Origin of the sequence: Agrobacterium tumefaciens, from assembly GCA_025560025.1 — a bacterium.
In the GTDB taxonomy this organism is placed as follows: Bacteria; Pseudomonadota; Alphaproteobacteria; order Rhizobiales; family Rhizobiaceae; genus Agrobacterium.
Genome location: CP048486.1, coordinates 1834571 through 1846963, shown reverse-complemented (window position 1 = coordinate 1846963; position 12393 = coordinate 1834571). Strand labels below are relative to the sequence as shown.

At 61.0% G+C, this 12393-nt stretch carries 12 protein-coding genes; 1 reads left to right on the top strand and 11 read right to left on the bottom strand.

The features are described from left to right. Positions 1 to 159 precede the first annotated feature (159 nt). Positions 160 to 510 carry a DUF488 domain-containing protein gene (locus FY152_22380; GenBank protein ID UXS34842.1) on the top strand — a complete coding sequence of 117 codons (351 nt, stop codon included), beginning with the start codon at positions 160 to 162 and terminating at the stop codon, positions 508 to 510. Between the two features lie 53 nt (positions 511 to 563). Here the strand turns inward: FY152_22380 and FY152_22375 are convergent, their stop codons facing one another. The 11 genes from FY152_22375 to FY152_22325 form a co-directional block, all read right to left on the bottom strand. Further along, positions 564 to 959, bottom strand: a complete 396-nt coding sequence (locus FY152_22375) for a cytochrome c family protein (GenBank protein UXS34841.1) — start codon at positions 957 to 959, stop codon at positions 564 to 566. A gap of 69 nt (positions 960 to 1028) precedes the next feature. Next, positions 1029 to 1589, bottom strand: coding sequence for a gluconate 2-dehydrogenase subunit 3 family protein (locus FY152_22370; protein ID UXS34840.1), 561 nt, complete (start codon positions 1587 to 1589; stop codon positions 1029 to 1031). Then, a complete protein-coding gene (locus FY152_22365; GenBank protein ID UXS34839.1) occupies positions 1589 to 3274 on the bottom strand; it encodes a GMC family oxidoreductase in 1686 nt (561 codons plus the stop codon). The genes FY152_22370 and FY152_22365 overlap by 1 nt, the downstream gene beginning before the upstream one ends. Before the next feature lie 149 nt (positions 3275 to 3423). Then, positions 3424 to 4278, bottom strand: coding sequence for a sugar phosphate isomerase/epimerase (locus tag FY152_22360; GenBank protein UXS34838.1), 855 nt, complete (start codon positions 4276 to 4278; stop codon positions 3424 to 3426). A 131-nt stretch (positions 4279 to 4409) separates the two neighbouring features. Next, positions 4410 to 5579, bottom strand: coding sequence for a Gfo/Idh/MocA family oxidoreductase (locus FY152_22355; protein ID UXS34837.1), 1170 nt, complete (start codon positions 5577 to 5579; stop codon positions 4410 to 4412). 11 nt (positions 5580 to 5590) lie between these two features. After that, the gene (locus FY152_22350; protein UXS34836.1) at positions 5591 to 6640 is read right to left on the bottom strand and encodes a sugar phosphate isomerase/epimerase; all 1050 of its coding nucleotides are present in this window, start codon (positions 6638 to 6640) and stop codon (positions 5591 to 5593) included. Positions 6641 to 6673: 33 nt separating this feature from the next. After that, positions 6674 to 7696, bottom strand: a complete 1023-nt coding sequence (locus tag FY152_22345) for a LacI family transcriptional regulator (GenBank protein UXS34835.1) — start codon at positions 7694 to 7696, stop codon at positions 6674 to 6676. Positions 7697 to 7699: 3 nt separating this feature from the next. Beyond that, positions 7700 to 8668, bottom strand: coding sequence for an ABC transporter permease (locus FY152_22340; GenBank protein ID UXS34834.1), 969 nt, complete (start codon positions 8666 to 8668; stop codon positions 7700 to 7702). A gap of 1 nt (position 8669) precedes the next feature. After that, the gene (locus FY152_22335; GenBank protein ID UXS34833.1) at positions 8670 to 9614 is read right to left on the bottom strand and encodes an ABC transporter permease; all 945 of its coding nucleotides are present in this window, start codon (positions 9612 to 9614) and stop codon (positions 8670 to 8672) included. Continuing rightward, positions 9611 to 11104: a sugar ABC transporter ATP-binding protein gene (locus FY152_22330; protein ID UXS34832.1), complete on the bottom strand. Its 1494-nt coding sequence runs from the start codon at positions 11102 to 11104 to the stop codon at positions 9611 to 9613. The genes FY152_22335 and FY152_22330 overlap by 4 nt, the downstream gene beginning before the upstream one ends. Before the next feature lie 103 nt (positions 11105 to 11207). Further along, complete coding sequence (locus tag FY152_22325; protein UXS34831.1) at positions 11208 to 12230, bottom strand: ABC transporter substrate-binding protein; 1023 nt, start codon at positions 12228 to 12230, stop codon at positions 11208 to 11210. Between the last annotated feature and the right edge of the window lie 163 nt (positions 12231 to 12393).

Genomic DNA, 12393 nt, shown 5'->3' with positions numbered 1-12393 from the left:
GCGATCTCGATACGTCGCTGACAGCACTCCCGGCAATTGTCTCTAAGGCTCGCAACGCCCGCACGCTCCGACGGCAAGGTTTTAAGCAGGGTGATTTTCCGGCGCAATTCCGCAAAAAATGTTGTAAATCGTCGGCTTGCCAAGCGAGGGAGGACGCCCATGCACGATATAAGGGTCAAGCGGATTTATGAGCCTGCCAGCGACGATGACGGCGCGCGCATCCTGGTGGACCGGCTCTGGCCCCGTGGCATGCGCAAGGAAACTGCACAGCTTTCCATATGGCTGAAGGAGATCGCGCCGAGCAACGAATTGCGCAAGAGTTTTTCCCATATGCCGTCACGCTTTGCGGAATTCACCCGCCACTATGACGCGGAACTGTTAGCCAATCCCGACGCCGTGGCGCGCATGAAGGCATTCATGGCCGAGGGGCGCGTGACGCTGCTTTATGCCGCCCATGACACCGAACATAATCACGCCCTCGTTCTTGCCGACTATCTCCGTTCGCACTGAATCTTGCCATCTCGCCCGCAGGCCGGGCGCTGTCTGCCTGGCAAGGTGTGGCCTTATTTAGCCGGTTTGGAGGCCGCGCTTTCGATATAGGCGATGAGATTGTCCAGATCTTCCGGCTTGCTGATGCCGGCCAGCGCCATCTTGTTGCCGGGTATTTTCTTCTTGGGCGCGCTCAGGAAATCCCGCAGTTCTTGCGGTGCCCAGACGAGACCGTCCTCGCCCGCTTTTTTCATCGCGGCCGAATAATTATAATCGGGCACACCGCCTGCCGCACGGCCGATGATGCCGTTAAGCTGTGGGCCGACCCTGTTTTTCGCGCCCTCGCCTATGGCGTGACAGGCGGAACAGCGCTTGAAGGCCGCCTCCCCCTTGGCAACATCGCCCTCCGAAAGAGCGGGAACGGTGCTTGCGGTCAGCATAGCCGCCGCGATGATGAGTGTCTTGCGCATCATGTCATCCTTGTCTTGCCGTATGAATGCGGCCCGCCCGCAAATGCGGACGGGCCAATGGTTCTCTCTTCAGGTCGTGCCCCAGGCAGGCGTGCCTTTCTTGTAGGGAAGGCGGTCTTCGAAACCGCCGGGAATCTCGTCGTAGACGAGAACTTCCGTGGCGCCGATCTTCGAGGTGAAGAAACCGAGCAGCGTCAGCTGCTTGACCAGCGTGAAGGCGTGCGGTTTTGCCGGCGTCTGTTCCGCCTTCGCCTGCTTGTCCAGCGCGGCAAGCAGCGCCTGCCGCTGTTCCGGCGTCAGTTCCAGAAAGGCCTTTTTGTGTTCGGCCTGACTGCGCTTTTCGATTTCAGGGATTGCGGAAAGAAAGAGTGTCCGCTGCTCGTCGGTGTAGCAATCGGCCGCATAGACGGCCATGAATGCACCCACTTCGGCATCCTTCGCCCCCGGCGTGGAGGTGCGCGGAATGATGGTTTCCGCCACCTCGTCCAGAAAGCGGATCTCCTCCGGGGTGAAGACGTGGGCAGCACCGGCTGGTTTGGCGGCGTTTTCCGTGGCTGTCAGGACATCCGCGCCGATCAGCGGAAGGCCGGTGGCAATGGCTATCAGTTTCAGCAGTTCGCGTCTGTTCATCACAGGTTCCCCTTCTTGCGTTCGGAAACGGCAAAATCGGCGGCACGCGCCGTCAGCGCCATGTAGGTCAAAGACGGGTTGACGCAGGAGGCCGAGGTCATGCAGGCGCCGTCAGTGACAAAGACGTTGGGTGCATCCCAGACCTGGTTGTTGCCGTTGAGGACGGAGGTTTTCGGGTCGCGTCCCATGCGGGCCGTTCCCATTTCGTGGATGCCCATGCCGGGAGCGTAACTGCCCCGCGAGGGCTTGACGTTCTTGATGCCGACCGCCTCGAACATCTCGACGGCGTCATTGACCATGTCTTCGCGCATGTCGAGTTCGTTCTGCTTCATCTCGACATTCATCGACAGGACAGGCAGGCCCCATTTGTCCTTCTTGTCATGATCCAGCTTCACGCGGTTGTCGTGATAAGGCAGCATTTCGCCGAAGGCAGTCATGCCGATGGTCCAGCCGCCCGGCTCGGTCAGGGCCTCCTTGTAGTCGGCGCCGATATTGAGTTCGGCGATCTCCCGCTCCCAGCGCGAACGGCTGGCAGAACCCTGATAGCCGAAACCGCGCAGATATTTGCGCTTGTCGTCGCCGGTATTGCGGAAACGCGGAATGTAGAAGCCCGCCGGGCGGCGGCCCTTGAAGTAGAAGTCCTCGAAGCCTTCCACCTGACCGGTGGCGCCCATGCGGAAATGGTGGTCCATCACGTTGTGGCCGAGTTCACCGGAGCTGCTGCCGAGGCCGCCTTCCCATACATCGGTGGCGGAGTTCATCAGCACCCATGTCGAGTTCAGCGTCGAGGCGTTGAGGAAGATGATGTCGGCGGTGTATTCGTAGGTCAGATTGGTTTCGGCATCGATGATCTCGACGCCACGCGCCTTCTTCTTGTCCTTGTCGTACAAGATTTCCTTGACGATGGAGAAAGGCCTGAGCGTCAGATTGCCGGTGGCGACCGCCGCAGGCAGGGTCGAGGCCTGCGTGCTGAAATAGCCGCCGAAGGGACAGCCCAGCCGACACTTGTTGCGGAACTGACAGCGGGTGCGCTCCTGATCGGGAAGTTCCTGGGTGATGTTGGCGCAGCGTGAATTGATGAGGTGGCGCGTGCCCTTGAACGCCTTCTTCAGCCGGCTGGCCACATCCTGCTCTACGAAATTGAGCGGAATGGGCGGCAGGAATTCGCCATCGGGGAGAATATCCAGCCCCTCGCGGCTGCCGGAGATGCCGGCAAAACGTTCGACATAATCATACCAGGGAGAGACGTCTTCATAGCGGATCGGCCAGTCGACCGCGATGCCGTCTTTCGCATTGGCCTCGAAATCCGTCTGCGACCAGCGATAGGTCTGGCGGCCCCAGAGCAGCGAGCGACCTCCGACATGGTAACCGCGGAACCAGTCGAAGCGCTTTTCCTCAACATAGGGCGTTTCCTGCTCATCGGCCCACATTCCGAGCGTCGCCTCTTCCAGCAGGTAATCGCGGCTGAGAACGGGGTATTTCGCCTTCATCTCCTGCGTGGCGCGGTTGCGATGGGGATAATCCCAGGCTTCCTTGTCGGCATTCTGATAGTCGGTGATGTGCTCGATATTGCGGCCGCGCTCCAGCATCAGGACCTTCAGGCCCTTTTGCGTGAGTTCCTTTGCGGCCCAGCCTCCACTGATGCCCGAGCCGACAACAATCGCATCATAATGATTGTTTGCCATGATAACTCCTCCGATGTGAGCTTGGAAAAAACGACAGGACGAAGCGCTTCCCGTCGCGGCGCGGCGGAAAATGGATATGCGTCTGTCGAACCTCATGCTCCCCGCCGAAACCGGCCGCCGGGGAGCGGTTCTGGTTTTACTGGCAGTGTTTACTGAATGGTCGGCAGGTGTTCGCTAAGGAACGCGTTGCCCTTGGTCACCACCGCTTCGGCATCGAGCGGAAGGTCATGCTCAAGGATGAACCATTTTGCGCCGGCCTGTTTGGCTGCCGGCAGGATCGTTTTCCAGTCGAGAACGCCGGTGCCGAGTGTGGCGAAGCCGCGCTCGTTTTCCGCCGTGCCCGCAGGCGCATTGTCCTTGGCGTGGATGGCAAAAACCTTGCCCTTCAAGGTACCGAGGAATTCTGCCGGATCATTGCCGCTGCGCGCCACCCAGGCGACATCGACTTCGGCCTGCAGCTTCGGGCCTGCCGCATCGAGCAGCAGTTCGAGCGCCGTCTTGCTGTCGAATTTGACCATCTCGAAGTCGTGGTTGTGATAGGCCATGGAGAGGCCTGCCGCGGAAAGCTTGTCCGCGTAACCGCCAAGCTCCTTGCCGAAGGCGGTCCAGCCGGCAGCGTCCTTCGGGCGGTCTTCCGGCTTCAGGAACGGCACCGTCACGACAGGATTGCCGACGGCCTTCTGCTCGGTGATGACCTCATCGAGATTGCCGCGCAGCTTGTCGATCGGCACATGCGAGGAAATGACCTTGATCTTGTGCTTTTCCAGCAGCGTGTTCAGTTCACCGGCGCTGACCTTCTGCATATCCACGGTTTCCACGGCGGAAACGCCAGCGCGGTTGAGAATGGCAAGCTGTTCTTCCAGCGTTCCGGAATTGCGCAGCGTGTACATCTGCGCGGCAATCGGCAGCACCTTGCTGTCATCTGCGAAAACCGGATTTGCGAAACCGGCCGCCAGTCCGACGACGAATGCCATGCCAGCGAATTTTGACTTGAACGTTTTCAAACGCGTAACTCCCTTTCCGTTTGATCAATATGACGACACGCGTGCCCACGCCTTTCCCGGCCGTCTGGCCGGGTCATGCCGGGCACTGCCTCCTGTGCCCTGCGTCGTCTCCGTGCTCGATATTGGGTGAGCTAGATGTCGATCCCGACCCAGGACGAGGTCCGACTGGACCGGACGGCCGCATCGATGAATGCGAGACCCGCAAGGCCGTCCTCTATGCCGGGGTAAATCACATCCCCGGCGGCCGTTTTTCCCTCCCTCTTTGCGATGATTGCATCTGCGGCTTCGCGGTAGATCGTCGCAAAACCCTCGAGATATCCTTCCGGGTGCCCTGATGGCACGCGGCTGACACGGTTGGCGGCATCGCCTGCACCCGCGCCATTGCGGGTGATCAGACGCTTTGGCTCGCCGTAAGGTGTGAACCACAGCTCATCCGGCACGCGATGGTGCCATTCAAGCCCACCCTTGTCGCCATAGACCCGAAGCGACAGGGCGTTTTCATTGCCGACCGCGATCTGGCTCGCCCAGAGCATCCCCTTGGCGCCGCTTGCATAGCGCAGCAGAATATTGGCGCTGTCATCCAGCAGCCGGCCCGGAACGAACGACGTCAGATCGGCATAAAGGCTTGTCGGGATTTCGCCCGTCACAAAGGCGGCGGCGTTGAAAGCGTGCGTGCCGATATCGCCGATTGCCCCGCCTGCACCTGAACGGCTGGGGTCCGTGCGCCATTCAGCGCCCTTTGCGCCGGTCTTTTCAACGGCCTCGGTCAGCCAGTCCTGCGCATATTCGGCCTGAACGTGGCGCAACTTGCCGATGTCGCCACTCGCCACCATTTCCCGCATCTGCCGCAGCATCGCGTAGCCGGTGTAATTATGCGTCAGGACGAACAGGCTGTCGGATGCCCTGACGATCCCGGCCAGTGCCTTTGCTTCCTCCAGCGTCGCGGTAACCGGCTTGTCGCAGATGACGTGGATGCCGGCTTCGAGAAAGGCCTTGGAGGGGGCGAAATGCAGGTGGTTGGGGGTGACGATGGCGACTGCCTCGATACCGTCCTCGCGTCCAGCCTCGGCCGCCGCCATGTCCTCGAACGAGGCATAGGACCGCTCCGGTGCAATGCCGAGCAGGGTTGCCGAAGCGGCAGCACGCGCGGGATCGGAAGAAAGCGCGCCGGCCACCAGTTCGTAACGGTCATCCAGCCGGGCCGCGATGCGATGCACCGCCCCGATGAAGGCGCCCTGACCGCCGCCAACCATGCCGAGGCGAATACGGCGGCTATCGAATTTTGCTATCGTGGAGGACATGAAGTTTCCTTTCAGAGACCGAGAAGGCGGCGATTGGCGGCATCATCGACACCGCTTTTGGCGAAATCGTCGAAAGCCCGTTCGGTCACGCGGATGATGTGGTTTTCAATGAAGACGGCGCCCTCGCGCGCGCCGTCTTCCGGGTGCTTCAGCGCGCATTCCCACTCCAGCACCGCCCAGCCGTCGAAGTCATATTGGGTGAGCTTGGAAAACACCGCGCCGAAATCGACATGCCCGTCGCCCAGCGAGCGGAAACGTCCCGGCCGGTCGACCCAGCCTTGATAGCCGCCATAAACGCCGGAACGGCCAGTCGGATTGAACTCGGCATCCTTGACGTGAAAGGCGCGGATGCGCTCGTGGTAGATGTCGATGAACTCGAGATAATCCATCGCCTGAAGGACGAAGTGGGAGGGATCGTAGAGGATGTTGGCGCGCGGGTGATTGCCGGCAGCCTCAAGGAAGCGCTCGAAGGTGATGCCGTCATGCAGATCTTCGCCCGGATGCAGTTCGTAGCAGAGATCGACGCCACTTTCCTCGAAGGCATCGAGAATGGGGGTCCAGCGTTTGCCCAGCTCCGCAAAGGCCAGTTCAACGAGGCCCGCCGGGCGCTGCGGCCAGGGGTAAACGAAGGGCCAGGCGAGTGCGCCGGAGAAGGTGGCGTGGCTTTTGAGGCCAAGATGCTGTGAGGCTTTCGCCGCATATTTCAGCTGGTTGACCGCCCATTCCTGCCGCGCGCTTGGTTTGCCGCGCAGTTCGGCGGGTGCAAAACCGTCGAACATTTCATCATAGGCCGGGTGAACGGCGACGAGCTGGCCTTGAATATGGGTCGAAAGCTCGGTGATCTCGATACCCATTTCCGCCAGACGGCCCTTGATATCGTCGCAATAGGTCCTGGATGCAGCGGCTTTCTCAAGATCGAAGAGCCTGGGATCGGTCGGCACCTGGATGCCCTTGTAACCGAGGGAAGCCGCCCATTGGCCGAGATTGTCGAGCGTGTCGAAGGGGGCCTTGTCCCCGACAAATTGCGCGAGGAAAATCGCCGGGCCTTTGATCGTCTTCATGTCCTTACACTCCTTGCATTCACAGTCTGGCCGCTACCGATGCGGCGGGCGGCAGGGCGCGACCGAGCCGCGCACCACCAGTTCCGTATCCAGCACGATGGTCTCGGCCGTGCGTTTGCCGTTCAGCCGGTCCACCATCAGCGCCATGGCCCTGCGGCCCATTTCCTGGCGGGGCTGACGCACCGTGGTCAGCGGCGGTTCGAAGGCATTTGCGAAAATGATGTCGTCGAAGCCGATGACGGAGACATCGGCCGGAACCGAAACGCCGCGCGCGCGCAACTCGCTGATCGCACCAATCGCCATCTGGTCGCTCGAGGCGAAGATTGCGGTGAAGGCAATACCCCCTTCAAGAAGGCTGCCAATTGCCTGACGTCCGGCCTCGATGCTGTAATCGCCCGTCACGACAAGTTCGTCGGCATAAGCGATGCCTGCTTCGGCAAGTGCCGCGCGATAACCATCGAAGCGCTCCTGCGCCAGACTTTCCGGGACCGGACCGGCGAGATGCACGATCCTTTGATGTCCCGCCTCGATGAGGTGGCGCATGGCGTTTTGGGAGGCGGCGCGGTTGTCCACCTTGACGGTCGGCAGCGCGAGGCCGGGCACCGTTTCCGACGCGATCACAATTGGCGGCAGCGCGTCGCCCTGTTCGAGAAGCTCGGCGGGAAACTGGCCGGTCATCAGGATCAGGCCGTCGGCATGTTTCTGGCGCACCATGTCGATATGGGTCGCTACGCGGTTCTCGTCGTTGCGGGCATCGCCCATCAGCACCTTGAAGCCCGCTTCGCCCGCCGCTTCTTCCACGCCCTTGTAGATCTCGAGATAAAACGGGTTGCCGATATCCCGAACGAGAAGGATGACGGTGTTGTTGGATTGGCGGCGGAAGCTTGCCGCCTGCGCATTGGGGACGAAGTTCGCCTGCCGGACGGCGTCGAAAACCTTCTTGCGGGTTTCCGGGCGAACCTTGTCGGGTTGCTGCAGCGCCCGCGATACGGTCGCGATGGAAACGCCCGCGAGAGCTGCCACTTCCCTGATATTCGAACCTTGGTCTTTGCTCATCTGTCACACACGCAACTGCTTTTGGCGGCCATAAAGCAGCATCAGCGCTAGCAACGTGACACCGAATATGATCTGCCGTGCCCATACATCGAGGTTGAGCGTTATCAGTACGCTTTGCAGAATGGTGAGCGCAACTGCCCCGGCCATGGTTCCGACATATCCGCCCGCACCGCCGGCAAGCGAGGTGCCGCCGATGACGACCGCGATGATCGACGGAAGCACATATTGGTCGCCGACGGAGATGAAGGAGGTGCCGGTGTAACCGATCACGCAGACCCCGGTCAGCCCGGCAAACAAGCCGGAAAGCCCGTAAAGCAGTGTGCGGATCAAAGAGACGGGCAATCCGGTGAGCGTCGCTGCCCGCTCGTTCGAGCCGATGGCATAGATAGCGAAACCGAAGGCCGTGCGGCGCAGCACAAACAGCATGATCGCGGCGATGCCCAGCCAGACGAACAACACGCCGGGAATGCCGAAGATGAATGGCCGGTTGATGAAGCCCGCCAGCAGGGGTGCGGCCGCACCTGATGGAACGCCCTGCGAATAGACGACCAGCCCACCCTGAATAACCGCGGTCATGCCGAGCGTCATGACCAGCGGCGGAATGCGCACGAAGGTAATACCGAGGCCGTTGATGAGGCCGATCAGGAAGGGGATGCCGCCCGCAACGAGAATGGCAAGCGGAATGCCTGCATTCTGGCCGTTCATCATATTGCCGGCAAGGACGGCGCCGAGCGAGATCATCGCGCCGACGGAAAGGTCGATGCCTTCGCGCCCGCCAAGGATGACGAGGTTCTGGCCCGCCGCGACGATGCCGAGAATGGCGGCAATCGTCAGCAGCCGCACGATCTGCGAACCCTGTGCGAAGCCGGGCGACAGCAATTCGCCGACCAGCAGCAGGAAGACCGATGCGCCAATGGCGATGGTCAGGGGATCGGTAAGGAGGGTTTTGAGTTGCAAGCCGGGATTGGTCATATCAACGCCTCGTCACCAGAACACCGCCGGCCAGCGCCGTCAGCACGATCAAACCCTGCACCAGTGTCTGGTACTCGAAAGGCAGCCCCGCAAAGAAAATCACATTACCGATCATGCCGAGCACCAGCGCGCCGGCAATCGACCCTGTCGAGCTGCCGAAACCGCCCGAAAGTGCGGTGCCGCCCAGAACCACGGCCGAGATTGAGGACAGCGCCAGACTTGCACCCAGCAGCGGGTCGCCCGAGGCCGTCTCCCCCGTCAGGCACAGCGCCGCCAGCGCCGAGAACAGACCGGAGATCATATATGCGCCGATGCGGATGCCCGAGAGGCGCAGACCCGTCTGGAAGGCCCCGGTGCGATTACCGCCCACCGCGAGAAGGTGCGTATGAAACGGAATGCGCGACACGATCAGTGTGAAGGCGATGCCCGCCAGCAGCACCCACAGCACGAAGGGCAAACCGATGAAGCTACCGGAATAGGTCTGCCAATAGGCTTCCGGCACCGGAAGACCCGCCTGTGGTAGCACCCAGATCGCCAGCCCGGCGAAGATGATGCCGGTTGCAAAGGTGGTGACGATCGGCTGGAAGCGCAGGCCGGAGATGAAGAGGCCATTGACCAGTCCGCAGAGCAGCCCAACAGCCGCACCCGCCGCCATGCCGGTGAAGACGGCGCCTGTCGTGCCGCCGAGTGCGGCAATAACGCTGACGGTGACGACATTGGCGAGCGCCACGATGCTGCCGACCGACAGATCGATATCGCCCGCCAGAATGACATAGGTCTGGCCGATGGCCACCAGAATCAGCGGCAGAAACGTCGTCAGGTTCGATTGCAGCACGGAGGGCTGAACGAAGGAGGGCTGCAGAAACGTGTTCACGGCGATGAGAAGCGCCAGTACGACGAGGGTGATGACCCATGGCTGCCTACGCAGAAAACCGGAGGCGCTCATGCGGCATCTCCATAGGCGGCGCGGGTCATATTTACGGATGTCATGTCGGCTCCGGTCAGTTCCGCAGAAATGCGTCCACCGTTGAACACAAGAATGCGGTCGGCATATTCGAGGATTTCCGCATCCTCCGAGGAATAAAGAAGGATGGTCGCGCCGGCATCGGCCTGCTGGCGCATCAGGGCGAAGAGATCGGCCTTCGCGCCAAGATCGATGCCCTTGGTCGGATCGTCGAGCAGCAGCAGTTTCGGCGCGGTGGCGAGCCAGCGGGAGATGAAGATCTTTTGCTGGTTGCCGCCCGAAAGCGTGCCTATCGGCATATCGAGGCCGGCAAACTTCGTCTTCATGTCATCCGCGACCTTCTGCACGAGCGGCTTCAGCGTCGCGGGACGGACCAGCCGCATCTTTTCGCGCACCATCAGCGCCGCAACGAGATTTTCGAAGATCGACCGGCCCTGAAGGGAAGCGTCACGGCCACGGTCGCCGGAGACATAGGCAAAGCCGCTATGAACCGCCTGCGAAGGTTTGCCGATGGTGATTTCACGGCCCTCAAACCGGATTTGGCCGGCCGCAAATGGGCTGGCACCGAAAAGACCCTTCAGCAAGGCCGACTGGCCCTGACCCTGCAGGCCGGCCAGACCGACGATTTCGCCCGGATAGGCTTCCAGAGAGACACCGCGCACGCCCTCACCCGCCACATCCGTCAGCTTCAGGCTCGGCGCAGCAGCCGAACGCCCGTTCTGACGGGCAGGAGCCGCCCGAACATCGCCGACCATGTCATGCACGACGGCTTCGCGCGTGGTTGCCGCCGTATCGAGTTCGGAAATCGTCGCGCCGTTGCGCATCACGGTGATGCGGTCGCAGACGGCGAAAACCTCGTCGAGACGATGGGAAATCATGATGGTGGAGACACCGTCGGCCTTCTTGGCCCGGAGTATCTCAAAAAAGCGCTGGGACTGGCGGCCATCGAGCGCCGCCGTCGCCTCGTCCATGATCATCAGGCTGGCATTCTGGGCGAAAACCTTGAGGATTTCGACGAGCTGGCGCTGATCGGGCGGCAGATTGCCGACAATCGCATCCGGCTCCAGCCCTTCGCCAGCCACGCCGTCAAACAGCGCGATCAGTCTCGCCGCTTCGGCCTTCAGCGCCTTGCCGTCGACAAAGATGCCACGTTTCGGCTCGCGGCCGAGGAAAATATTGTCGGCGACGGAAAGCTGCGGAACGAGGCTGAGCTCCTGATAAAACAGCGCAATACCGGCATTTTCGGCGTCCCGCGGGCTTTTGAAGCGCACGTCTTCGCCATTAAACCTGATCGCACCGCTGGTCGGCGCAACAGCACCCGCAACGATCTTGCAGAGCGTGCTCTTGCCGCAGCCATTGGCGCCCAGCAATGCGTGAATTTCACCGCGACCCACGGTCAGCCTGCCGTCGGAAAGCGCGCGCACCGCGCCAAAATTCTTCGTTATGCCGGCCGCTTCCAAAGCGTTCGCCATCGCATGTCCCCGAATAATGCTTGTCACAGGCGGCCGGCCAAGGCCCGGTCCGCACTCGAAATTCTGGTTCGGGTCGGCGTTCGCCGCCGACCCGAAACGGCTCTTACTTGAAGAACTCGCCGGCCTGTTCCGGCGTCACGGTTGCCGTGACGGACCAGTAGCCCGGCTTGCCATCGGCGGCCTTGATATTGTCGGCAAGGTTGTCATTGCTGACGAAGGGGATCGGAATATAGATGGCGTTACCATAGGTGCCGCCGAAAATGCCGTCCTTGAATTCCTTGCCCTGCAGCTTCAGGACAGCGACGTTGAGTGCGCTGGCCATGACGCCCGGAGGATTGACCGAAGCGCCGGAATTGAACTTTTCCTTTTCCCAACGGGTCATGAAGTCCTTGCGGATTTCACCGGTCGCAGCAATGTCCTTGGTCTTGCCGGCGGCTTCGATGGCGCGCCATGCGCCGTCCGCCATGCCGTCCTGCACCCACACACCGCTGATGTCTGGATAGGTGGCGAGCAGGTTCTGCATGGCCTGCTGGCCCTGCGCCTGATCCCAGCTCGCATTTGCTTCGTTCAACACCTTGATGTCAGGATATTTCTTGAACACTTCGCGATAACCGGCGACGCGGGCTTCGTTGGCGGGGTTGCCGGCGATGCCGTTGATGGCGACGACGCTTCCCTTGCCCTTCAGCGCATCCGCAAGCCATTGCGCGGATTGCGCCGCCCATGCCTTCTGGTCGATGCCGACATAGAGCGCATCCTTCGAGGACACTTCGGCGTCGGTTGCGATGACGAGAATGTTGCGCGCCTTGGCCTGCGCGAAGATCGGATCGAAGGCCGTCGGGCTGCCGGGGTTGATGAGAATTGCATCGACGCCCTGGTTCATGAAATTGCGGATATGACCGATCTGCCCCTGCACATCGACATTACCGCTCTGAACGATGACTTCGACCTTGACGCCCTTTTCGCCCCACGCTTTGGCGGCAGCCTGAGCCTCTTCGATCATCTGCGTGCGCCATTCGCTGCCGACGAAAGAATTGGAAAGACCGATCTTGAAACTCTGTTCCTGGGCGTGCGCCGACGTGCCCGCCGCCAGCACCATAGCGGCAGCAGCCATCAAATGTCTAAACATGAAATTTGCTCCTCCAAGCACGGTTTTTAACTAATGAAACCGTTTACATGCGTAAATGTAACCGGTTTCATAAATGAGTCAATCCCGAGAATGATTTTTGTTGAGATGGCGTGAAGGAGTGGAAAAAAGCGGTGCAGGCGCTCGGAAATACTCACAAAAGCGC